At 66.4% G+C, this 23,329-nt stretch carries 19 protein-coding genes and 1 riboswitch; of the genes, 5 read left to right on the top strand and 14 right to left on the bottom strand.

Translation table 11 applies throughout. The annotated features are described in order from the left end of the window. Positions 1–44 precede the first annotated feature (44 nt). From iolB to APS40_RS09565, 5 genes are all read right to left on the bottom strand, one after another. Entirely contained in the window at positions 45–839 is a 795-nt protein-coding gene (gene iolB / locus APS40_RS09580; RefSeq protein ID WP_055046831.1) for a 5-deoxy-glucuronate isomerase, read from the bottom strand. Beyond that, positions 820–1,062 carry a hypothetical protein gene (locus APS40_RS24845; RefSeq protein ID WP_156342891.1) on the bottom strand — a complete coding sequence of 81 codons (243 nt, stop codon included), beginning with the start codon at positions 1,060–1,062 and terminating at the stop codon, positions 820–822. The genes iolB and APS40_RS24845 overlap by 20 nt, the downstream gene beginning before the upstream one ends. Before the next feature lie 79 nt (positions 1,063–1,141). After that, positions 1,142–2,059, bottom strand: a complete 918-nt coding sequence (iolE, locus tag APS40_RS09575) for a myo-inosose-2 dehydratase (RefSeq protein WP_055049614.1) — start codon at positions 2,057–2,059, stop codon at positions 1,142–1,144. A 191-nt stretch (positions 2,060–2,250) separates the two neighbouring features. Beyond that, the gene (iolD, locus tag APS40_RS09570) at positions 2,251–4,095 is read right to left on the bottom strand and encodes a 3D-(3,5/4)-trihydroxycyclohexane-1,2-dione acylhydrolase (decyclizing) (protein WP_055046830.1); all 1,845 of its coding nucleotides are present in this window, start codon (positions 4,093–4,095) and stop codon (positions 2,251–2,253) included. A 176-nt stretch (positions 4,096–4,271) separates the two neighbouring features. Further along, positions 4,272–6,152 (bottom strand): bifunctional 5-dehydro-2-deoxygluconokinase/5-dehydro-2-deoxyphosphogluconate aldolase, encoded by a 1,881-nt coding sequence (locus APS40_RS09565; RefSeq protein WP_055046829.1) that lies wholly within the window; start codon positions 6,150–6,152, stop codon positions 4,272–4,274. A 161-nt stretch (positions 6,153–6,313) separates the two neighbouring features. On the opposite strand from APS40_RS09565, the gene iolG reads away from it, so the two are divergent. Both iolG and APS40_RS09555 read left to right on the top strand, forming a co-directional pair. After that, on the top strand, positions 6,314–7,300 hold the full coding sequence (iolG, locus tag APS40_RS09560) for an inositol 2-dehydrogenase (RefSeq protein ID WP_055049613.1): 987 nt from the start codon (positions 6,314–6,316) through the stop codon (positions 7,298–7,300). Between the two features lie 118 nt (positions 7,301–7,418). After that, positions 7,419–8,249, top strand: coding sequence for an SDR family oxidoreductase (locus tag APS40_RS09555; RefSeq protein WP_055046828.1), 831 nt, complete (start codon positions 7,419–7,421; stop codon positions 8,247–8,249). A gap of 197 nt (positions 8,250–8,446) precedes the next feature. Here the strand turns inward: APS40_RS09555 and APS40_RS09550 are convergent, their stop codons facing one another. After that, the gene (locus tag APS40_RS09550; RefSeq protein WP_156342890.1) at positions 8,447–9,289 is read right to left on the bottom strand and encodes a MurR/RpiR family transcriptional regulator; all 843 of its coding nucleotides are present in this window, start codon (positions 9,287–9,289) and stop codon (positions 8,447–8,449) included. A gap of 344 nt (positions 9,290–9,633) precedes the next feature. Between APS40_RS09550 and APS40_RS09545 the strand changes: the two genes are divergently transcribed. Continuing rightward, positions 9,634–10,752: a Gfo/Idh/MocA family protein gene (locus APS40_RS09545; protein WP_156342889.1), complete on the top strand. Its 1,119-nt coding sequence runs from the start codon at positions 9,634–9,636 to the stop codon at positions 10,750–10,752. A gap of 199 nt (positions 10,753–10,951) precedes the next feature. Here the strand turns inward: APS40_RS09545 and APS40_RS09540 are convergent, their stop codons facing one another. The 5 genes from APS40_RS09540 to APS40_RS09520 all read right to left on the bottom strand — a co-directional run bounded on the left by APS40_RS09540 (position 10,952) and on the right by APS40_RS09520 (position 16,710). Beyond that, complete coding sequence (locus APS40_RS09540; RefSeq protein WP_055046827.1) at positions 10,952–11,935, bottom strand: DMT family transporter; 984 nt, start codon at positions 11,933–11,935, stop codon at positions 10,952–10,954. A 144-nt stretch (positions 11,936–12,079) separates the two neighbouring features. Beyond that, a riboswitch (FMN riboswitch) is annotated at positions 12,080–12,228 on the bottom strand. Positions 12,229–12,504: 276 nt separating this feature from the next. Continuing rightward, a complete protein-coding gene (locus APS40_RS09535) occupies positions 12,505–13,311 on the bottom strand; it encodes an ABC transporter permease subunit (protein WP_055046826.1) in 807 nt (268 codons plus the stop codon). After that, positions 13,312–14,268, bottom strand: coding sequence for an ABC transporter permease subunit (locus APS40_RS09530; RefSeq protein WP_055046825.1), 957 nt, complete (start codon positions 14,266–14,268; stop codon positions 13,312–13,314). A 151-nt stretch (positions 14,269–14,419) separates the two neighbouring features. Then, positions 14,420–15,568, bottom strand: coding sequence for an ABC transporter ATP-binding protein (locus APS40_RS09525; protein ID WP_055046824.1), 1,149 nt, complete (start codon positions 15,566–15,568; stop codon positions 14,420–14,422). Positions 15,569–15,621: 53 nt separating this feature from the next. Next, on the bottom strand, positions 15,622–16,710 hold the full coding sequence (locus APS40_RS09520; RefSeq protein WP_055046823.1) for a polyamine ABC transporter substrate-binding protein: 1,089 nt from the start codon (positions 16,708–16,710) through the stop codon (positions 15,622–15,624). Positions 16,711–17,232: 522 nt separating this feature from the next. Here APS40_RS09520 and APS40_RS09515 point away from each other — a divergent pair. Further along, on the top strand, positions 17,233–18,156 hold the full coding sequence (locus tag APS40_RS09515; RefSeq protein ID WP_055046822.1) for a pseudouridine-5'-phosphate glycosidase: 924 nt from the start codon (positions 17,233–17,235) through the stop codon (positions 18,154–18,156). Continuing rightward, on the top strand, positions 18,153–19,046 hold the full coding sequence (locus tag APS40_RS09510) for a carbohydrate kinase family protein (protein ID WP_055046821.1): 894 nt from the start codon (positions 18,153–18,155) through the stop codon (positions 19,044–19,046). The genes APS40_RS09515 and APS40_RS09510 overlap by 4 nt, the downstream gene beginning before the upstream one ends. 166 nt (positions 19,047–19,212) lie before the next feature. Here the strand turns inward: APS40_RS09510 and APS40_RS09505 are convergent, their stop codons facing one another. The 3 genes from APS40_RS09505 to APS40_RS09495 all read right to left on the bottom strand — a co-directional run bounded on the left by APS40_RS09505 (position 19,213) and on the right by APS40_RS09495 (position 23,205). Then, positions 19,213–19,821, bottom strand: coding sequence for a hypothetical protein (locus tag APS40_RS09505; protein WP_055046820.1), 609 nt, complete (start codon positions 19,819–19,821; stop codon positions 19,213–19,215). Positions 19,822–19,957: 136 nt separating this feature from the next. Then, on the bottom strand, positions 19,958–22,513 hold the full coding sequence (locus tag APS40_RS09500) for an ABC transporter permease (protein ID WP_055046819.1): 2,556 nt from the start codon (positions 22,511–22,513) through the stop codon (positions 19,958–19,960). Then, positions 22,510–23,205: an ABC transporter ATP-binding protein gene (locus APS40_RS09495; protein WP_055046818.1), complete on the bottom strand. Its 696-nt coding sequence runs from the start codon at positions 23,203–23,205 to the stop codon at positions 22,510–22,512. Before APS40_RS09495 ends, APS40_RS09500 begins: the two co-directional genes overlap by 4 nt. Between the last annotated feature and the right edge of the window lie 124 nt (positions 23,206–23,329).

Raw genomic sequence — 23,329 nt, 5'->3', positions numbered from 1 at the left:
AGGGGTGGGGGTACTCTTCCCGCACCAGGCTATCGGTGGAGGTGCTACCCCAGCATCCACTCATGCTCGGGCGCGTTGTAGAACTTCCAGGTCCGCTTCGGCCCGGCCATGACGTTGAGATAGTAAATGTCGTAGCCGGCCACCGCCGCCACCGGATGATAGCCGCGCGGCACCAGCACCACGTCGCCGTCTTCGATCAACATGGTCTCGTCGAGCGAGCGATCGTCGGTGTAGACGCGCTGAAAGCCGAACCCCTGGGGTTTGCTGAACCGGTGGTAATAGGTTTCCTCGAGAAAACTCTGCCGGGGCAGGTCGTCCTCGTCGTGACGGTGCGGCGGGTAGCTCGAGGTGTGGCCGCCCGGAGTGATCACCTCGACCACCAGCAACGAGTCCGCGGGCGCTGTTTCGGGCAGGATGTTGGTGGGGTAGCGGGTGTTGGTGCCCGTGCCGCGGGTCAGCTTTTCGACATCCCCAGGACCGATCACCCGCGGCGGCCGTGCGCCACGCACACCGGGCGCCGAGCAGACCGCAACCTCGAGCGGCGTCAGCGCTTCGATGCGCCAGGCCGCGCCAGCCGGCGCATAGACCGAGTAGCCGGGCCCCTCGAACGGGCTCATGCGGCCACCGACGAGGAAATCCTGTCCGTCGACATTCACATTGGCCCGGCCCGAGATCAGGACGATGCAGACCTCGCGGTCGTCACCGCCGCCATGCGCCACGTCGCCGACATTGGGCAGCTTGTGCAGGTCGAACCCGACATAGGTCCAGCCGGCGCTCTCAGGGGTGATGTGGTGGACGTGGCCCTGTGCTGCCGCCGGCCTAGCTCTTAGGTTTGCCATCGATCTTCTTGAGCTCGTTCTCGAAGTTGATGAAGAAGGTCCAGACGCCATAGGCCAGCGCCGCCAGCGTGATGAGGCCCCAGAACTGGTCGTGGGTGTAGAGCCACTCCCAGGCGCACCACCCCGCGATGATGGCGATGAGGATCACCCGCCGGTACAGCGGCTTGAACCACGGCATGGTGAACAGGCCGGGCTTCTTGTTGTCTTGGTTGTCGTCGCTCATGACCGGCACTCGTGAATGGAGAACGGCCGATTGTGAAGGGTTGCCGGCAGTTCGTCCACCGCATCGCCCCTTGCAGCAGTCATCTCGCGGGGAAACCTTGCGTCTCGACGCTGTAGCCGGCGAGCGTCATGACCCGCATCAGTTCCTTGTGGCCGACCTCGGCCATGCGCTGCGGCGGGTTGGCCTTTGGGTCCTGCTCGGCCTCGACCACGAACCAGCCCTCATACCCGTAATCGGCGAGTCTCTGCACGATCGCGGCAAAATCCAGCGAACCGTCGCCCGGCACCGTGAAGGCGCCGAGCGCCACTGCATCGAGGAAGCTCTGCCGGCTGCGGTCGAGCCGATCGACCACGGCGCGGCGGATGTCCTTGACATGCACATGGCTGATGCGGGCGTGATGGTTGTCGATGGCGCGCAGCACATCGCCGCCGGCAAAGGCCAGGTGCCCGGCATCGAGCAGCAGCGGAATGCCCGGCCCTGAATAGCGCATGAAGGCGTCGAGCTCGGGCTCGGTCTCGACGACAGCGGCCATATGGTGATGGTAACTGAGCGGCATGCCCTCGGCGGCGCACCATTCGCCGAACGCGGTGAGCGTTCGGGCATAGGTCCGCATCTCGTCATCGCTCAGCTTCGGCTTGCTGGCGAGCGGCTTGGTCCGATCGCCCTGGATCGAGCGGCCGACTTCGCCATAGACGATGCAGGGCGCGTCGACCGCCTTGAACAGCTCGATCATCGGCGCGATGCGCCGCTGGTTGGCCGCCAGGTCTTCGTTGACCAGCGTGCCGGAGAACCAGCCGCCGCACAGCGTCACATCCGCCGCCTTGAGGATGGGCAGCATGATGGCGGGATCGTCGGGGAAGCGCCGGCCCTTCTCCATGCCGGTGAAGCCGGCCGCGCGCGACTGGCGCAGACACTCCTCCAGCGACACGTCATCGCTCAGCTCCGGCAGATCGTCGTTCCACCACGCGATGGGGGACATGCCCAGTTTGGCTTTCAGCATTCCAATCCTCTGTCTCAGTCGTCACCCTCCCCCTTGCGGGGAGGGTAGCGTAGCTAGGCGAAGCCTTAGCGTAGCTTGGGTGGGGGGCGCCAAGTGCTCCGAGCGGGCGTCTCCCCCCACCCCACTTGCGCTATGGCTCGGCTACGCCTTGCCAAGCTCCAGTACCCTCCCCGCGAGGGGGAGGGTGATCAGAGCCGCTGCCCCTTCAGCGCTGCCTCATATTCCCTGCGCGCCGCATTCACCTCAGGCCGCACCGAAACCTCCGGCACCGCCACATCCCACCAGTGGCCGCCGGCGTCGGTGGAGATCAGCGGGTCGGTGTCGATCACCAGCACGGTGGTGCGCTCGACCTTGTCGGCCTCGGCCAGCGCGCTTTCGAGCTCGGCGATCGAGGCGGCCTTGCGCACCCAGGCGCCCATAGATGCGGCATGCGCGGCGAAGTCGATCTCGGGCAGGGTTTCGTGGAAGGTGTCCTTCAGCAGGTTGTTGAAGTTGGCGCCGCCGGTCGCCATCTGCAACCGGTTGATGCAGCCGAAGCCGCGATTGTCGAGCACCACGATGGTCAGCTTCTTGCCCAGCATCACCGAGGTGGCGATCTCGGAGTTCATCATCATATAGCTGCCGTCGCCGAGCATGACGATGACATCGTCATGCGGTTTGGCGAGCTTCACTCCAAGCCCGCCGGCGATCTCGTAGCCCATGGTCGAGTAGCCGTATTCCATGTGGTAGCTGCCCGGCGCGCCGGCCGGCCAGAGCTTGTGGAGCTCGCCCGGCAGGCCGCCCGAAGCGCAGACCAGGGTGGCGCTCGAACCCCGCGCCCGATGCACCGCTCCGATCACCTGCGCATCCGACGGCAGCGCGTTGGTCGGGTCGGTCACCGCCTTGGCCGAGACCAGCCATTTCGCCTTGGCGTCTCTGGCCGTGGCGAGCCAGACATCGGGCGATTTCCAGCTCCCGAGTTTGGCATCCAGTGCCTCGAGGCCGGCTCTGGCGTCAGCGACCAGCGGCAGGGCGCGGTGCTTGCCGGCATCGAACAGTTGGGCGTTCAGCCCGACGATCCTCACGCCATCGGCCTTGAACAAGGCCCACGAACCGGTGGTGAAATCCTGCAGCCGTGAGCCGACCGCCAGCACCAGGTCGGCCTGTTCGGCGAGGAGGTTCGAGGCCGACGAGCCGGTGACGCCGACTGAGCCCATGTTCAGCGGGTGGTCGTGCGGCAGGCTCGATTTGCCGGCATTGGTCTCCATCACCGGGATGCCGTGCTTTTCGGCAAAATTCTGCAGCGTGCTGGCTGCTTCGGAATAGAGCACGCCGCCGCCGGCAATGATCACCGGCTGCCTCGCCGCGCTGAGCGCCGCGACGGCGGCTTCGAGTTCGTTGGTGTCGGGTTGCGGCCGGCGCGGCGTCCACACCCGTTCGTCGAAGAAAGCCTCGGGATAGTCATAGGCCTCGGCCTGTACGTCCTGGCAAAGGCTGAGGGTCACCGGGCCGCATTCGGCGGGATCGGTCAGCACCTGCATGGCGCGGTTCAGCGCCGGGATGATCTGCTCGGGCCGGGTGATGCGGTCGAAATAGCGGCTGACCGGGCGGAACACGTCATTGGCGCTGACCGTACCGTCCTGAAAACTCTCGACCTGCTGCAGCACCGGATCGGGGGCGCGGTTGGCGAACACGTCGCCGGGCAGCAGCAGCACCGGCAGCCGGTTGACATGCGCCAGCGCCGCGGCGGTCACCATATTGGTGGCGCCCGGCCCGATCGAGGAGGTGGCGGCCATGAAGCGGCGGCGGAAGCTCGCCTTGGCAAAGGCGATCGCGGCATGCGCCATGCCCTGCTCGTTTTGCGCGCGGTAGGTCGGCAGCTCTTCGCGCACCTGGTACAACGCCTCGCCGAAACCGGCGACGTTGCCATGCCCGAAAATGGCGAACACCCCACCGAAGATCGGCACCGTTTTGCCGTCGATGACGGTCTTCTGCCGCGTCATGAACCGCGCCAGCGCCTGCGCCATGGTGAGGCGGATGGTCTTGTTGGTCATTTGCTTTCCTCCTCAGGGCCGGTGCGGGTTGACCCCCACCCTTGATCCCTCCCCGCAAGGGGGAGGGAGACGCTAATCGATAGTCTCTTGCCTGTGGCTACGATGCCAGTTCGAGGGTCTCCCTCCCCCTTGCGGGGAGGGGACAGGGGTGGGGGTCCGCAACCGCCAGCTTGGCATCACTCCCCCCAAATCTCCACCAGCGCCGCAAACCGCGCCGCCATATCGCTGACCGCCTCATCGTCCGTCATGCTGCCAGCAAACCACGCCTTGGCGGCTTCGCCAAATATGGTGCGGCCGACGGCGAAGCCGCGCACCGTGCGCGCCGACCTCGCGATGGCAAAGCCGCGGGCCAACTCGTCCTGCGGCGCATCGAGCCCAAGCAGCACGACGCCGCGGCAGAGTGGGTCGTTGGTTTCGATCGCCTGGTCGATTGCCTCCCACGCCGCGGCGCTCGGTTGCGACTCGAGCTTCCACCAGTCCGGCTTCAGGCCGGCGGCATAGAGCTGGCCGAGCGCCCGCGCGGTGGTGGCGTCGTCGACCGGCCCGACCTTCGAGGGAATGATCTCGATCAGGATGTCGCGGCCGACCTTGCGGCAGGCGTCGTGCGCGGTACGCAGTTTCTCGAGCTGGCGGTTGTTGATGCCGCGGGGGTCGTCCGGGTGCCAGAAGCACAGCACCTTCAGCGCATGATCGACCGGCCATTCGACCAGCCGGCTGCCGATATCTTGGCTGAACTCGAACTCCAGCGGGATCGAGCCGGGCAGCTCCACCGGGCGGGCGATCCAGAACGGCTTGGGCACCTCGAACAGCGCGTCGCGACCCCATTTGTCGTCGAGCAGCATGCCGAAGCCGGGCCGGCCATCGGCCACCCGCGCGGCGGCCTTGACCGCCAGCGCCTTGAAAGCGGGGATGCGGTCGGCCTTGTCGCCGGCGATATCCTCGATCTGTCTGCGGTGATCGATGGCGAAGGCGGTAAGGCGCGGCCACTGTTGCCGGCGCGTCGTCGCCCAGTGTAGGTGGTTGAGGTCCTCGTCCTTGCACAGGGCCTTGAACCTGCTGCCGTGTTTGAGGAAATAGTCGAGCTCGGTCCAGCTCGGATATTCCGGGGCGCAGAGCAGGCGGGAGACGGCGAAGGCGCCGCAGGCATTGGCCCAGGTGGCGGAGGTCTGGTGGCTCTCGCCTTTGAGCCAGCCGCGCAGGAACCCCGACATGAAAGCGTCGCCGGCACCCAGCACGTTGTAGATCTCGATCGGAAAACCCTGGCCGACAATGCCCTGCTCGAGATCGTCGCCGATCGGGCCGTCATAGACGATGCAGCCCTTGGCGCCGCGCTTCAGCACCACGGTGGCGTCGGTCAACTTGCGGATTGCCTGCAGCGCCGTTAGCAGGTCGCTCTCGCCTGCCGCCACCAGCACCTCTTCCTCGGTGCCGACGATCAGGTCGCAATCCTTGAGCACCGGCCGCATCTTCTGCGAGACGTAGTCGGATTTGACGTAGCGTTCGAAGCCGGCGGCGTGGCCGGCGAGGCCCCAGAGGTTGGGGCGATAATCTATGTCGAACACCACCTTGCGGCCGGCCGCCTTGGCGATGCGGATGGCCTTGAGCTGCGCTGCCTCGGCATTGGGGGTGGAAAAATGCGTGCCCGTGACCACGATGGCGCTGGCCGAAGCGATGAACGCCGCATCGATATCGGCCTCGTCGAGCGCCATGTCGGCGCAGTCGGTGCGAACGAAGATCATCGGCGAGACGCCTTCGGCCTCGACGGCGAGCAGCACCAGGGCGGTCAGGCGCTTGTCGTCGGTGGCGATGCCGGAGATATCTACGCCTTCGCGGCTGAGCTGCTCCTTGATGAAGCCGCCCATCTGTTCGGCCCCGACGCGGGTGATCAGCGCCGATTTGAGCCCGAGCCGCGCGGTGCCGACCGCGATATTGGCGGGGCAGCCGCCGACCGATTTCGCGAACGAGCCGATATCCTCGAGCCGGCTGCCGATCTGCTGGCCGTAGAGGTCCACCGACGAGCGCCCGATGGTGATGACATCGAGCTTGGCCTCCGGCATGATCTTCCCCGCTTGGTCTGACTGGACAGCTTTCCGCGGCCGTTGTATCCCTCGCGCGAATGAAACGTCAATTCCGAAGTGGCTGTTTTCGGAACGAACGTTCTATGATTTCGATCATCATCAACCGGCGCGCCAGGTGCGCGAAGCAAGGAGACAATCCCGTGGTCAGGTTCGGCATTCTGGGGGCGGGACGCATCGGCAAGGTGCACGCGGGAACCATCGCCAATTCCAGCCGCGCCAGCGTCGCCTATGTCGCGGACGCCGTACCCGAGGCCGCTGCATCGCTCGCCGTCTCGGTCGGCGCCAAGGTCGCCACGATCGACGAGATCCTTGCCTCCGACGTCGAAGCGATCCTGATCGCCACCCCCACCGATACGCATGCCGATCTGATCGAACAGGCGGCGCGGGCCGGCAAGGCGATCCTGTGCGAAAAGCCGGTGTCGCTGTCGGTCGAGCGCATCGAAGCCTGCCTGCCGGTGGTCGAAAAGGCCGGCGTGCCGCTGATGATCGGCTTCAACCGCCGGTTCGACCCGAACTTTGCCGCCGTGCAGCAGCGGATCAGGGGCGGCGAGATCGGCGAGGTGGAGATCGTCACCATCATCTCGCGCGACCCGGCGCCGCCGCCGGTCAGCTATATCGAGCGCTCCGGCGGGCTCTTCCGTGACATGATGATCCACGACTTCGACATGGCGCGCTTCCTCGTCGGCGAAGAGTTCGTCACGGTCACGGCGCTGGGCAGCGCGCTGGTCGACAAGGCCATCGGGGGCGCCGGGGACGTGGATACCGCGGCGGTGCAGATGCAGACCGCCTCGGGCAAGATCGCGGTGATCACCAACTCGCGCCGCGCCACCTACGGCTACGACCAGCGCGTCGAGGTGCACGGTTCGAAGGGCATGCTGCGGGCCGGCAATGTCCACATGACGACGTTGGAGCGCGCCGACGGGGCCGGCTTCACCCAGGATGTGATTCAGAACTTCTTCATCGACCGTTATGTCGCGGCCTATGCCGCCGAGGTGAACAGCTTCATCGAAGCGATGACCAAGGGCACGGTTCCCACGCCGTCCGGGCGTGACGGGTTGCAGGCGCAGAAGCTCGCGGAAGCAGCGACCGAGAGTTCGCAGACCGGGCAGACCGTGCGGGTGGGGTAGCAGCCCGCTCCGGTTTGTCGGCCTGACGAAGCATCGCCATTGCACGATGGGGCTTGGCTTGCGCCCCTCAAATCCATAGTGTCCGGGCCGCTTTCCTTACTTCCATTTGAGTCCTGACATGACCGAGAGTGCCTCCGCCCAGTTTGCCGGCAAGATTGCCGTTGTCACGGGGGCCGCGCAGGGGCTTGGCGAGGCGACGGCGCGGCTCCTGGCCGAGCGCGGTGCGGCCGGCCTGGTGCTGGTCGATCGGCAGGCCGACAAGGGCGAAGCGGTGGCGAAGTCGCTGAACGACGCCGGCACCAAAACCGTGTTCGTTGCGGCGGACCTTGCCGACCCTGCCGCGGTGGCAAAGATCATTCCTGCCGCCGACAAGGCGTTCGGACGGGTCGACGTGCTCGCCAATATTGCCGGTCTCACCGATCGCGGCACCATTCTCGATACCGATCTTGCCCTCTATGACCGGATGTTCGCCATCAATGTGCGGGCGCCGTTCTTCCTGATGCAGGACGCCATCAAGCTGATGCAGCGCGAAAAGATCGAGGGGACGATCGTCAACATCCTGTCGGTCAACGCCTATATCGGCTCGCCCAACCTCGCCGCCTACAGCGCCTCGAAGGGCGCGCTGATGACGCTGACCAAGAACACCGCCAATGCCGTCAACCTGATGCGCATCCGGGTGAACGGCATTATCCTGGGCTGGGCCGATACGCCCGGTGAGCACGTGACGCTGAAGACCTTCCACGACGCGGCCGACGACTGGCTGGAGAAGGCGGAGGCGTCGCGGCCGTTCGGCAAGCTGATCAAGCCCGAGGACGTGGCGCGGCTCATCGCCTTCCTCGGCGGGCCGGAATCGGCGCCGATGACCGGCTCCTGCGTCGAGTTCGAGCAGACCGTGGTCGGCGCCGGCGGCGGCGGGCTGGCGACGGGGTATCCGGTCAAGAAGAGCTGAGGGCGGCGAGCAGTTCGATTGCCGGACAGCCAGGCGAGGCACGGCGCTTCCACACCCACCAGGTGTCATCCCAGCGAACGGACCCAACTCTCGGTTGGCGCGGGCTGTGAGATGGGCCCCAGCTTTCGCTGGGGTGACAGCCGGTGAGGAGGAGAAGTATTGCCTCCGTGAGGTAGAAACGACCTCGAAACCAGCGACTACTTCTCGCTGCGCCGGCTGGCGACAGCCACCGTCAGCGTCATGGCCAGTGCCATGGTCGCCGCCATCGAGCGGAAGCCCTCGAAATCCGCTTCGACGATTTCCAGCCACGCGTCGGCGACCGGCGCGATGGGCGAGAAGATCGAGTCGGTGATCGACACCACCTTGGCGTGCCGCGCCTTGGCGGCGTGGACGAGGTTCACCGTCTCGCTGGCATAGGGGGTGAAGCTGATGGCCAGCACCGCGTCGCGCGGCGAGATGAAGCCGATCTGCTCGGCCCCGAGCCCGGCAATGCCGTCGACCAGCAGGTTGCGGATCCCGAGCTTGCCCATCGCGTAGGCCATGTAGCTGGTAATCGGGAATGAGCGCCGCAGCCCCACCAGATAGATCGTCTCGGCCCTGGCGAGGATATCGACCGCGGCATCGAGCGTTTCGGGGTCGAGCTTGAGACGGAGATCGGCGACCGAGCGCTCGGCGGCATCGGCAAAGCCCTGCAGCAGCAGGCCGCTCTTGCTGCCGCCATGCTCGTGCAACTGCTTGAGCCGTTCCTCATAGGAGGGCACCCGATCGCGCAGGCGGGCGCGGAACACTTCCTGCAGGTCGGAAAAGCCCTGGTAGCCCAGCGCCTGGCTGAAGCGCACCAGGGTCGAAGGTTGCACGCCCGAGCGCTGCGCCACGCTGGCCGCGGTGCCGAAAGCGATATCGTCGGGGTTGTCGAGGGCAAAGCTCGCCACCTGAGTCAGGCGGCGGGGCAGGGTGGGGGCACGCGCGGCGATCAGCGCGCGCAGCGCGGGAAAATCCCGCGGCACGGCGTCATCCAGCTTGATCTGCGTGTCGTCCATTCCGGCCTCATAGCGGCTGCCGCAGCAGAGTCCAACAGAACTGCAGCCAAAGTCCATGGCTTGCGCCGGCGCCGCCGCGGTTTTCCACGCCCGGACCGGACGGGCACCCTGATTGACCATCCATCGTAGAGTGGAATAAACATTCCATCAATGGCAGCTGCGGCTCTGGATGTTCCATGCTGGTGGCTGCGCGGATCGGATGCAGCACGGTGCTCGATCGCTGCGGTTGTCGACGACAGGGCCGCGGACCACACGTAAGCTCTCCTCCAGAGCGCGCTTTCTCGGACCGATGGGACGGCAGGCGAGCCAGACCAATCGCGACTCGCCTTCGAAGGAGACTGACAGTGACCAGCATCGGCGTCGGCCTGATCGGCACCGGCTATATGGGCAAGTGCCATGCCCTGGCCTGGAACGGGGTGAAGCCGGTGTTCGGCGATGGGCCGCGGCCACGGCTGGTGCACCTGGCGGAAGTCTCGCCGGAGCTGGCGGCGCGGCGGGCCGAGGAGTTCGGGTTCGAGAAATCCACTTCGGACTGGCGGGCCCTGATCGCCGACCCGGAGGTCGAGGTGGTGTCGGTGACGACGCCGAACGCTTTCCACGCCGAAATGGCGATTGTCGCGCTGGAAGCGGGCAAGCATGTCTGGTGCGAGAAGCCGATGGCGGTGGGGTTTGCCGATGCCGAACGCATGGTCGCGGCGGCGAAGGCGTCGGGCAAGGTCACCGCACTTGGCTATAACTACATCCAGAACCCGGTGATCCGGCACATCAGGATGCTGCTCGAGGCGGGCGCCATCGGCGAGGTGAACCATGTCCGCTTCGAGATGGACGAAGATTTCATGGCCGACCCGGAGGCGCTGTTCTACTGGAAGAGCGAAGCCTCGTCAGGCTATGGCGCGCTCGACGATTTCGGCGTGCATCCGCTCAGCCTGATACAGTTCCTGTTCGGCGGGGTCAGGCGGGTGATGGCGCAGCTCGCCATGCCCTATGCCGATCGGCCGAGCCGCGACGGCGGCCGGCGCAAGGTCGAGACCTGGGACATCGCCTTGGTGCTGCTCGAGCTCGGCAACGGCGCATCGGGGGTGATGGCGCTCGACCGCTCCGCCTGGGGGCGCAAGGGCCGGATCGCCCTGCAGGTGTTCGGTTCGAAGGGCACGATCGCCTACGACCAGGAGCGGATGAACGAGTTCCAGCTGTTCGAGGCCAGCGGCCCGGTGGCCGAGCAGGGCTTTCGCACCATCCTCAGCGCGCCGGTGCACGTGCCCTACGATCGCTTCATTCCGGCGCCGGGGCACGGGCTGGGTTTCAACGAGTTGAAGATCATCGAATGCCATGAGTTGCTGAAGGCGATCGGCGGCGATGCCGGCGCACAGATCGTCGATTTCGCGCGCGGGCTCGAGATCGAGCGGGCAGTGCATGCAATGGCGCAGTCGCATCGCGAGGGGCGATGGGTGGCCGTCGACTGACCGAGACGGCTCCCTCCCAGCCTCCTCCATGAAGGGGGAGGTGCCCCGCCGGTGGGTTCGGCACCATCGAAGACGGAGCCCCGACTCTTCACCTCCTCTTATGGGGAAGGCTGGGAGGGGCCCGTCTCTATCGGGAGTTAGGGAAAAGTCCCGGAGCCGCAGTCACGGGGGCTCCGGGGCCTGAGGGCGTGCAGCGGCCTCAGGCGGCGGCGAGGGTCGGGGTGCGATTGCGGCTCTCGACCCAATAGATGAACGCCGAGGCGGCGACGATCAGCGCGGCCCCGGGCCAGAACCAGACCGACGGCACCTGACCCAGGGCGACCCAGCCGACCAGCGCGCTGAGCGGCACCTTGAGGTCGGCGAAGGGCTGCAGGTAGGTGGCGTCGGCGGCCCGGTACGCAAAGGCCATCAGGTATTGCGCGAGGCCGGTCAGCACGCCGAGCAGGAGCAGCAGCCAAAGGCCGTCGCCGCTCGGCAGGGCAAACGGGAAGCCGGTGGCGAGGCCGGCCGGCACCACGGCGGGCGCCAGCCAGCCGAGCGCGTTGACGACGAGCAGGATCAGCAGATGGTTCGGGGTGACCAGCACCAGCAGCGAAATGGTCAGCGTTTCGGGGCTCTCACCCTTCAGTGCCAGATACTTGGTCAAGACGTCGGTGGTGGCCCACAGCGCCGCGGCGGCGATCGGGATCAGGGTGTGCCAGCCGAGGCCCTCGCTGCCGATGCCGGAGACGATGACGGCCCCGGTGAAGCCGGCGAGGGCGGCGACGAGGCGCGCGGCGGAGGCGCGTTCGCCGAGGAACACCGTGGAACCGAAGATGATGAACAGCGGGCCGGCGGCCAGCAGCGTCACCATCTGCCAGATCGGTACGCCGGACGCGAAGCCGTAGACGAAGACATGCGCGCCGAGCGCCGAGACAAAGGCGCGGATTTCGTGCGCGAGGGGATGACTGGTGCGGAGCTTGTCGATGCCGATGCGCAGGATCAGCGGCAGGCTGATCACGCCGGCGATCAGGTATTGCCAGAACACCATGCCGGTCGAGGCCATGCCGAAGCCGCCATACTCGACGGGGGTCGGCAGCACCGACTGCAGCACGTTGGAGCCGGCGAAGGCGACGGCGGCAACCAGCATGAACGTGGCGCCCGCCGTGGCGGCGGAGTTGTTGGTGGAGGAAACCTGGCTCATCAAACGATCCTTTCCGTAGCCTGTTTCCTCAGGGTTACGGGGAATCGCGATGGGAAATGACGAGCGCCCCCTCCACCATGCTCGGCATGGATCTCCTCCCCGCAACGGGGACGGACCAAGGGACGCCGGCAGAGCCAGCGTAAATCCCGTTCTCTTTCATCCGGACTATACCGTCGGCTCCGGAGTTTCACCGGATCTGCTGACCCCTCGGATCGCTCCGAAAGCGCTCGCGGGCTTTGGGCGTTCGCCCATTTACCGCCGGTGGGGAATTGCACCCCGCCCTGAGAACTCGCCAGCCGATTGCTCGACCGACAATGGTTCACATAGACCTCCCGGCCCTCTGCTGCAAGCAAGCACAAAGACGAAACCGGGGGGTGGCTGTCGCGGCATGAGGGAGGGACGCCCCTCTCCCCTGAGGGCAGAGGGGCGTCAACTGGGACCGCCAGGTCCGTAGCGGAACTCGGGTGAGGGGTTCAGCTTCTCAGCGAGCGCAAGTTGCGCCGCTTCACCCCTCATCCGGCGCTTCGCGCCACCTTCTCCCCTGAGGGGAGAAGGGACGGGGCTCCCAATTAGGCCCGCTTCTGCTTGCTGCCGCGCAGGCCGATGATCGTCGCGGCGACGACGCCGAGCGCCACGACGCCGATGATGATGGTGGCGAGAGCATTGACGTCAGGCGAGACGCCGAGCTTGATCTTACTGAAGATCACCATCGGCAGGGTCGAGGAGCCGGGGCCGGAAACGAAGCTGGCGATCACCAGGTCGTCGAGCGACAGGGTGAAGCCGAGCAGCCAGCCCGAGATCAGGGCCGGTGCGATGATCGGCAGGGTGACATCGAAGAACACCCGGAATGGCGTGGCACCGAGGTCCATAGCCGCTTCTTCGAGGCTGAGGTCGAGGTCGGACAGCCGCGACTGCACCACCACGGTGATATAGGCCATGCAGAAGGTGGTGTGGGCGATGATGATAGTGACGATGCCGCGGCCCGCAGGCCAGCCGAGCGTCGATTCCATGGCGACGAACAGCAGCAGCAGCGCGAGGCCGGTGATCACGTCGGGCATCACCAGCGGTGCGGAGACCGCGCCGGCGAGCACGGTGCGGCCGCGGAAGCGCTTGAAGCGCACCAGCGCCACCGCGCACAGCGTCCCCAGCACCAGCGCGAAGCTCGCCGAGAAGAAAGCGATCCTGAGGCTCAGCCAGGCGGCGCCCAGCATCTGCGGATCGGCGAACAGCTCGCCATACCACTTGGTGGAAAAGCCCGACCACACCGTCACCAGCCGGCTCTCGTTGAACGAGAACACCACCAGCGAAATGATCGGCAGGTAGAGGAAGGCAAAGCCGAGCGTTGCCGCAATGGGGAGGAACCAGCCGCGCCGCATCTACCGGTCCTTCTCGACCACGGCATCCTGCGCCTTCTGCAGCAGCAGGATGGGAATGACGACGACGACCAGCATGGCCACGGCCACCGCCGCGGCACGCGGCCAGTTGGTGGCGCCGAAGAACTCGTCCCACAGCACCCGGCCGATCATCAGGGTTTCCGGCCCGCCGAGCAGCGAGGGGATGACGAACTCGCCGATCGCCGGGATGAACACCAGCATGGAGCCGGCGATGATGCCGGGCAGCGAAAGCGGCAGCGTCACCGAGAGGAAGGTCTGCCACGGGCGCGAACCGAGATCGGCGGAGGCCTCGAGCAGCGAGGAGTCGAGCTTCACCAGGGTGGTGTAGAGCGGCAGGATCATGAAGGGCAGGTAGGTGTAGACGATGCCCACATAGACGGCGAAATCAGTCTGCATCATCACCAGCGGCTGGACGCCGAACACTGCCAGCACCTGGTTGATCACGCCGTTGCCGCGCATGAAACCGCTGAGCGCATAGACGCGCAGCAGGAACGAGGTCCAGAACGGCAGGATCACCATCATCAGCAGGATGTTGCGCCATTTGTCAGGGGCGCGGGCGATGGCGTAGGCCATCGGATAGCCGATGAACAGCGTGATCACCGTGGCGATCAGAGCGATACGGATCGAGCTCAGATAGGCCGCGACATAGAGCGGATCGGTGAACAGCTTGAGGTAGTTGGAAAGGTGCAGCGTCAGCTGCACGGTGCCGCCTTCGGTGGTCAGCAGCGGTGAATAGGGCGGGCGGCCGAACTGCTTGGTGGCGAGCGAAATGCCGAACACCACGAACAGCGGCACGATGAAGAAGACGGTCAGCCAGATGGCCGGCGCGGCGATCACCAGGGTGCGGCCGGAAATGCCGACATCGCGCAGCCGGCGCTCCAGCCCGCTCCACGGCCGGAGGCGACGCGGCGGCGGCAACTGGTTGCCGGTGAGGGTCATGGGTGAATGTCGCTTTCCCGGCTGCGCAACTCGCGCCGAGTCATCCCCGCGGAAGCGTGGATCTCGGTTTGGCCGCGAACACCGCAAACAGAGGTTCCCGCTTTCGCGGGAATGATTCCGTGGAGATGGCGAAGCTGGAAAATCGCCCCACTCATACCGTCAGCACCGAACCGGAGCTCGGGCCCCAGGTGACATAGACCTGTTCTTCCCAGGTGATGGCGTCGGGGTTGCCGCGCACCGTATTGGTCTGGCTGACGCGGATGCGTTTGCCGCTGTCGAGCAGCACCTGGTAGACGCTCATGTCGCCCAGATAGCCGATCTCCTCGACCACGCCGCGGGTGACGTTGGCGCCGTTCAGCGCCTCCGGTTTTTCGCGGCTCAGCTCCATCTTTTCAGGACGGATGGCCCACCACAGAATCTGGTCGGGGGCGCAATCGACGCCATGGCCGACATAGATGTCGCAGCCGAGTTCGGCCGAGCGGATGCGCACATGGTCCGGCTCGTCCTCGGTGACGACGCCCTCGACCATGTTCACCGAGCCGATGAAGCCGGCAACGAAGCGCGAATTGGGGAACTCGTAGATGTCGTGCGGCTCGCCGATCATGGCGATCTCGCCCTGGTTCATCACCCCGATGCGGGTGGCGAGCGTCATCGCTTCTTCCTGGTCGTGGGTGACGACGATGAAGGTGACGCCGAGCGATTCCTGGATCTTGACCAGCTCGAACTGGGTTTCCTCGCGCAGCTTCTTGTCGAGCGCGCCGAGCGGTTCGTCGAGCAGCAGCAGCTTGGGACGCTTGGCCAGCGAGCGGGCAAGGGCAACGCGCTGGCGCTGGCCGCCCGACAGCTGGTGCGGACGACGCCGGCCATAGTCCTGGAGCTTGACGAGGCTCAAGAGCTCAGCGACGCGATCGGCGATCTCGCCGCGCGGCATGTTATCGCGCTTGAGGCCATAGGCGATGTTCTGCTCGACGTTCATGTGCGGGAACAGCGCGTAGGACTGGAACATCATGTTGACCGGCCGGTGGTACGGCGGCACCTCGGTCATGTCCTGGCCGTCGATCTCGATGCTGCCTGAGGTCGGCTGCTCGAAGCCGGCGAGCATGCGCAGCAGCGTCGATTTGCCGGAACCCGAGCCGCCAAGCAGGCAGAACAGCTCGGATTTGTAGATGTCGAGCGACACTTCGTGCACCGCCGAAACGTCGCCAAACTTCTTGGAGACGTTGCGGATACGCACAAACGGCTTGGCCGACGGGTCGCGCCAGGGGCGCGTGTCGATGGCGAGCTGCGGCTTCTTGGCCATTCGGCACCTGGAGAAAGACTGAAGGGGGCAGCGCAGGCTGCCCCCTGAGGAGATTACAGACCGGTTTTGATGCGGGTCCAGGTCCGGGTCAAGACCTCTTCGAACTCGGGCGAGTGCGCCTTCATTACGAAAGCCTTGGCCATGGTCTCGGCCGGCGGATAGATGCCCGGATTCGACTTCACGTCCTCGTTCACGAACTCCAGCGCCTTGAGGTTGGGGTTGGCGTAGAACACGTAGTTGGTGATCGCCGCCACGACCTTGGGCTCGAGGATGTAGTTGATGAACTTCAGCGCATTGTCCGGATGCGGGGCATCGACCGGGATGGCGAGGAAGTCGAACAGCGTCGCAGCGCCTTCCTTGGGGATCAGGTAAGTGATCTCGTTGCCCTGGGCGGCCTGCTTGGCGGCATCGGCGGCGATGAAGATGTCGCCCGAATAGCCGAGCGCCAGACAGATTTCGCCATTGCCCAGGTCGTCGATGTACTGGCTCGAATGGAAGTAGCGGATCGACGGCTTGATGCTGGCCATCAGGGCCTCGGCCTTGGCGAGATCCTCTTCGTTCTCGGAATTGGGATCGAGACCGAGATAGTGCAGCGCGATACCCATCACCTCGGACGGACTGTCGAGCACGGCGACGCCGCAATCCTTGAGTTTGGCGACGACCTCGGGCTTGAACAGCAGGTCCCAGCTGTCGAGGGGAGCCGCGTCACCGAGCGCCGCTTTCACCTTGGCGACATTGTAGCCGAGCCCGATGGTGTTGATCATGTAGGGCACGCCATGGGCGTTGTCCGGATCCTGCGAGGCGGCGGTCGCCATGACGGCGGGGTCGAGGTTGCCGAGGTTGGTCAGCTTCGACTTGTCGAGCGGCAGGATCAGGCCGGCCTTGATCTGGCGCTCGAGGAAGCTGCCCGAGGGCACCACGATGTCGTAGCCGGAATTGCCGGCGAGCAGCTTGGCGTCGACGATCTCGTTATTGTCGTAGACGTCGTAGTTCACCTTGATGCCGGTCTCGGCTTCGAAATTGGCGATGGTGTCTTCGGCGATATAGTCCGACCAGTTGTAGACGTTGACGACGTTGTCCTGGGCCAGGACAGGCGCTGCGATCAGCAGTGCTCCCAGGGCGATGAGCATCGGCTTATGCATGTGTGGTTGTCTCCTTACAGTCCCGCGCCGCGGGTGGCCGACGGCGCATGATGGTGGCCGGACGCCGAGAAGGCGCCGGTTGGCGGATGGCCGACCAATGGGCGGCGAATGAGGTGGTGGGGGCGACAACCGTGGCTACGGACTGCCAGATGTCGGGGAGCGGGTACACGGGAGGGTAGGCCAAGCAGCGCGGGCGTCGCGCCGGGAAAGTTCGGGTTCGCAATGTGCCCTGAGCCGGGCGCCCATCGATCCGGCGGAGGCTCCGGATCAACCATAACCGTAAGCAGTGACGTGACCCTTCGCGACGTGCCTTCCAGCCGGCCGAAACCTAGTGGGAAATGCGGCAGCGGGCAAGGGTTTTGGGGACGTTCAAGGGGCCGTGGCGGCAGGGGCAGGACGGGGGTGCGACGAGACGGCGCGGTGCGGCCGGCACCGGTCGGCTCACGCCGGCTTTCAGGGAGTTGAACTGAAGTCGTTTTCAGTTCAAGTCAGGGGCAAACCTCGTATCCGAAAGGCGCTCCCGTGAGCCTCAAAAAGCATCTCTCCATCTCGCCGGCCGTGAAGAAGGCGCTCGACGCCGGGCAGCCGGTGGTGGCGCTCGAATCCACCATCATCACCCATGGCATGCCATACCCGCAGAACCTCGAGATGGCGCAGAACGTCGAGGCGGTGATCGAGAAAAACGGTGCGGTGCCGGCGACGATCGCCATCATGGACGGCAAGTTCAAGGTGGGCGTGACGGCCAAGGATCTCGAGCGCCTGGCACAGACCGGCGGCAAGGCCGCCAAGGCCTCGCGCCGCGATGTCGCGGCGCTGCTGGCGTCCGGCGAAGTGGCCGGCACCACGGTGGCGACGACGATGATGGCGGCGGAAGCTGCGGGCATCCAGGTGTTCGCGACCGGCGGCATCGGCGGGGTGCACCGCGGCGCCGAGACCACCTTCGATATCTCGGCCGATCTCGATGAGCTCGGCCGCACCCAGGTGGCGGTGGTCTGCGCCGGCGCCAAGTCGATCCTCGACATTCCCAAGACGCTCGAAGTGCTGGAGAGCAAGGGCGTGCCGGTGCTGGGTTTCCAGACCGCCGACTTCCCGGCGTTCTGGGCGCGCCAGTCGGGCGGCAAGGTCGACCATCGGGTCGAGAGCGGCAAGGAGGCGGCCAAGGTCATCGCGCTGCAGTTCGCGCTCGGGCTGGGCGGCGTACTGGTCGCCAACCCGATCCCCGAAAGCGCGGCGCTCGACAAGGACATGATCGAGGGCCGGATCAACGAGGCGATCAAGGGCGCCGAGAAGGAAGGGGTGAGCCGCAAGGACCTGACACCGTTCCTGTTGAAGCGCATCTTCGAGCTGACCGACGGCAAGAGCCTCGTCGCCAATATCGCGCTGGTCGAAAACAACGCTCGGGTGGCGTCCGAGATCGCGGTGGCGCTGGCGAAACTCAATAAATGAGCGACAGCGCCGGCCGGGTCATCGTCATCGGCGACGTGATGACCGACGTCATCGTGCTGCCGGAGGGGCCGCTGGTGCGCGGTTCGGACCGGCGGGCGCAGATCACCCAGCGCCCAGGCGGCTCCGGCGCCAACCAGGCGGTCTGGCTGGGCTCGATGGGCACGCCCGTCAGCTTCGTGGCGCGGGTCGGGGCGCGCGACAAGCCGCATCTCGAGGCATACCTGCGGGGGTTCCACGTCGAGCCGGTGCTGATCGCCGACCCCGTCAAGCCGTCCGGCATCCTGGTGATCATCGTCGATCCGGATGGGGAGCGGAGCTTTCTTACCGATCGCGGGGCGAACCTCGACTTGTCGCACTCCGATATGCCGGTATGGCTGCTCGAGGAGACGCGCTTCGTGCTGGTGTCCGGCTACTCGCTCTTCGCGGAGAAGCCGCGCCACGCGGCCCGCTGGATGGCCGAGGAGGCCCAATCGCGGGGCATCCCGGTGGCGGTCGACGCGGCTTCGGTCGGCTTCGTCGAGGAAGTCGGGGCCGACAAGTTCCTCGAGTGGACCAAAGGGTTCTCGACGCTGTTCGCCAATGCCGACGAGGCGGTGGCCTTGTCGGGCAGCGCCGATCTCGCGACGCAGATGCAGGTGCTGGGATCGAACTACCGGCAGGTGGTGGTCAAGCTCGGCGCCGATGGCGCGGCGGTGGGCGATGCGTCGGGCGTCAAGCTGAAGCTGCCGGCGCCCAAGGTGAAGGTGGTCGATACCACGGGCGCCGGCGATGCGTTCGCCGCGGCGTTCGTCTCGGCCGAACTGCGGGGCGCCGATCTCGAGACGAGCCTGCGGCGGGGGATCGAGGCCGGGTCGTCGGCCGTCAACAAGGTGGGTGGGCAGCCGGATTAGGGGCTGCAGCGACGACCGAAGGGCTGGTGCGGGCTGACCCCCACCCCTGTCCCCTCCCCCTAAACATGGGGAGGGAGACCCTTCCACCAATATCGAAGTTGGCGTCTCCCTCCCCTTCTTAGGGGGAGGGATCAAGGGTGGGGGTCAGCCCGCTCCGGCTTCTCAGCTACTCCACTTCCATCCCGCACCAATCCAGCGGCTCGGGCACATATTTGCCCCGTGTCCCCTCGATGTCGCCGAGTTCGGCGATCAGGTGGGAGCGCACGTCGTCGACGGTGGCGTGCGGAGTGGTGAGGCCGCAGCCGCGGGCCAGCTGGTATTTGTCGTTGTCGATCGGCGCCACCTCCTTGCCCGCCTCGGTGATGCGCTTGAGCAGCCGCAGCAGATGACCATCGGGGGCGAAGTAAAGTCGGCCCTCGCGGGTGATGGCGCCGCCCGCGGCGCCCGCGGCGAGGTTGGGAGAGATCATCTCTGAGTAGATGAAGGCGAGGCTGCCATCGGGGCGGAAGCACGAGGTGTCGGTCTGGGTGGCGATGGCGTCGATCAGCCAGGTCTGCACCAGCACCGAGGCGGCGTTGTCGCCACCGTCGTGGAACTCGAAATGGTCGGCGTAGCCGCCGTCGAAGTTGCGGCGCCAGCCGGTCCAGTCATCGGGGGTGGTGTCGAGCAGCTCCGAACAGGCATCCCAGGCGGCGCGAACTTCCTCGATCTGCGGTTCGGCGGCGTGCACTGTCGGAACGAGCAGCAGGACCAGGGCAAGGAATAGTCGGCGCATGGGGGTCTCCTTTCCTGGCGGGACGGTAAATCACATCGGGGATGAGTTGAACCACGGCGATAACCCCACCCACCCGGTGGGTGGGCAAACGCCCGAGCACGACCAGGTTCTCCGGTGCAGTCAAATCGCGAGCTCATCACTCCTCGCGCAGGAAGCTGGCCGGCCGGGTGGAGAGGGCCGACCAGGTGGTGAGTATGCCGACCGCGATGGCCAGTGCGATGGTGCCGAGGGCGACCCAGACGAGCAGCGCCGGATCGGCCCAGAAGTCGATCTCCAGCACGAACTCGACGAAGGCCCAGGTGCCGGCAAGGCCAAGCAGCGCCGCCAGCACGGCGGCGAGCAAGCCGAGCAGCCCGTATTCGACAAGGTAGGCGCGGATCACGTCGCCGCGCGTGGCGCCCAGCACCTTCATCACCACCGCATCGGATTCGCGCTGCTTGCGGCCGGCGGCCATGGCGCCGGCAAGCACGAGTACACCGCTGACCACGGCGAGGCCGCCGATGACTTCTACCGCCGTGGTGACATTGGCGAGGATGGCGGCAAAGGTTGCGAGCGCCTCGCCCACCGGCAGGAACAGCAGGTCGGGGAAGGCGGCGACGAGGCGCTGCTGTACCGCAGTCTCCTGGCCGGGCACCGCCTTGAGCAGGCCGAGATAGCTCAGCGGGAAATCCGCCAGCGCATTGGGCGATAGCACGAAGCCGAAATTGACGCTGCCGGAACGCCAGGCGTAGTCGCGGAAGCTGCCGATCTTCACCTTCACTTCCTCGCCGAAGATGCGGAAGGTGAGCATGTCGCCGAGCTTCAGCCCCAGCGGCTCCTTGAGCCGATAGAACACCGAGACCTCCGGCGGGCCGATGAAACCTGGCGGCCACCAGCTGCCTTCGGTGATGGTCGACTGGTCGGGCAGCGTGTCGGACGCGGAAAGCGGGATCTCACCCTCCAGCACGAAGGCGAATTCGGACGGCGGCTGGCGGTTGAGCTCGGCGATGGGCGTATCGTTGATCGCCTCGATAGCGCCGGTGACCATGGGCAGCGAGGCGAAACTCTCGACCGATTTGTCGCCGACGGCGAACTGCTTGAGCGAATCCACCTCGTCCTCGAACAAATCCATGAAGACGAAGCTCGGCGCGTTGGGAATCGATTCGCGGGCGAGCTGATGGCGCAGGTTTCCATCGATCAGGGCGATCAGCAGCAGCAGCGCCAGTCCCAGCCCCAGCGACAGGATCACCACCGGGGCGGGGGCGCCGGGGCGCCAGATCGACTTGACGGCATTGCGGAGCGCCGCATTGCCGAGCGGTGGAAGCAGCCTGAGGCCACGCTGCAGCAGCCACGCCGCGCCGCGCAGCACGACGAAGGCGCCGAGGACGCCGATGGCATACCACAGCACCAGCAGCGGACGACCGGTGGTGAAGGCCGCCAGGGCGTAGATACCGGCAGCGGCGACACCGAGCGGCAGCCACAGGCCCGGCTTCAGCATATCCCGCCAGTCGAGCCCGCCTTCGACGGCCGAGCCGGCGGAGCGGAACAGCAGCGCCGGCTTCAGCTTTTCGGCGCGGCGCAGCGGCAGATAGCCGAAGGCGAAGCCGGTGAGGGCGCCGAAGCCGGCTGCGGTCCACAGCGTCATCGGAGCCACCACCGGTGGCAGCGCCAGGCCGAGCAGGCCGCCGAGGATCGGCAGCAGCGCCGCGGTGAGCAGCGCGCCCAGCACCAGGCCTACGATGATGCCGGCAAGGGTCAGCAACATCACCTGGGTGAGGAAGTGGACGAGGATACGCGCACCGGTGGCGCCGAGCGCCTTCATGGTGGCGATGGAACGCTGCCGTTCGGTGACATAGGCGGAGATGGCGTTGGAGACGCCGAGCCCGCCGACCAGCAGCGAGGACAAGCCCACGATGGTGAGGAAGCGCGCGAACATGTCGAAGAAGCGCGCAAGGTCGGCCGTGGCATCCTTGGGGCCGGCGAGCTTCCAGCCGGCCTTGGGGAAGGCAGTGGCGATCTGCTGCATGGCCCCGTCCGGATCGGTGCCATCGAGCAGGATCTTGTAGCGATAACTGGCGAGGACGCCGGGCGCGAGAATCCCCGTGGCGTTGAGCGCGTCGACCGACATCAGCACCGGCAGCCCGAACTGCAGCCCGGCGGTGATGCGGTCGGGCTCGGCGCCGATAACGCCGGCGAGGGTGAAGCTGGCGTCGCTGATGGTGAGCTTGTCGCCGAGCTTGAGGCCCAGCCGATCGAGCAGCAACTGGTCGGCAACGAGGCCGAAGCTGCCGTCGTCGCGGCGGGCCAGCAACTGCGAGAGCGGGGCGTTGGCGCCGGTGACGGTCACCGTGCCGATCAACGGGTAGTTGGCGTCGACGGCGCGGATGGCGAGAAAGCTGTTCTGCTCGCCGGCATCGCCACGGCCCATCACCTCGATGACTTCGCCGAGCTTGCCCAGCCGCTCGAACGCCTGTCGTTCCTCCGGGTTGGCGGCGCGGTAGGAGAGCTGTGCCTCGATGTCGCCGCCGAGCAGCGTGCGGGCGTCGCGCAGCAGCGCCGATTGCAGCGCCGCGCCCACCGAGCCGACGAGGGTAATGGTGCCGACGCCGAGCGCCAGACAGGCGAGCAGGATGGTGAAGCGCCGCAGGTCGCCGCGCAGGTCCCGCAGGGCGACCCGCAGCCAGCCGCGCAGAGCCGCAGCGGCGGCACTCACGCCCGCACCTGCTCGCTGAGTTGTCCCTCGTTCATGCGCAGCTGGCGATCGGCCTTGGCGGCCAGCGAAGCGTCGTGGGTGATCAGCAGGATCGCCGTGCCGCGCTGGCGCGCGATGCCGAACATCAGTTCGATCACATGCGCGCCGGTTTCCTGGTCGAGGTTCCCGGTGGGCTCATCCGCCAACAGCAGCTTGGGGTTGCCGACGATGGCGCGGGCGAGGCCGACCCGCTGCTGTTCGCCGCCCGACAGTGCGCTCGGCAGGTGCGTGAGGCGACCGGCGAGGCCGACATCGCCGAGCGCCGCGGCGGCGCGGCTCTGAATCTCGGACCAGGGCAGCGACGGTTCGGCGATCTCGAGGGTGAGGGCGACGTTCTCGAGTGCGGTGAGCGAGGGAATGAGGTGGAAATTCTGGAACAGGATGCCCAGCGCATTGCGCCGGAAGATAGCGAGCCGGTCTTCGTTGAGCGTCGCGATATCGGTGCCGGCGACCCTGATCGAACCTGAGCTCGCCTGCTCGAGACCGGACAGCACCATCAGCAGCGAGGTCTTGCCGCTGCCCGAGGGGCCGACGATGGCGGCGACTTCGCCCGGGGCGAGGCTGAGGTCGACATCCCGCAGGATGTGCAGCGAAGTGGCTCCGCTCTTCAGGTGCAGATTGATGCCTTTGGCATCGACGACGGGAGCGGGCATGGGGCGGCCGGGTTCGCTGCGATTACAGGCACATAGTGTGTCGGTGTGGCCGTTCAATAGAAAGGCCCGGTGGCACTTAATCGCAGCGGGGCGGTTTGGGTTCCGTGGTGTCTCGGCCGCGAGC

The organism is Devosia sp. A16 (assembly GCF_001402915.1).
In the GTDB taxonomy this organism is placed as follows: Bacteria; Pseudomonadota; Alphaproteobacteria; order Rhizobiales; family Devosiaceae; genus Devosia_A.
Note: the sequence above shows the minus strand (reverse complement) of the source record. Positions and strands in the feature narration are given on the sequence as shown.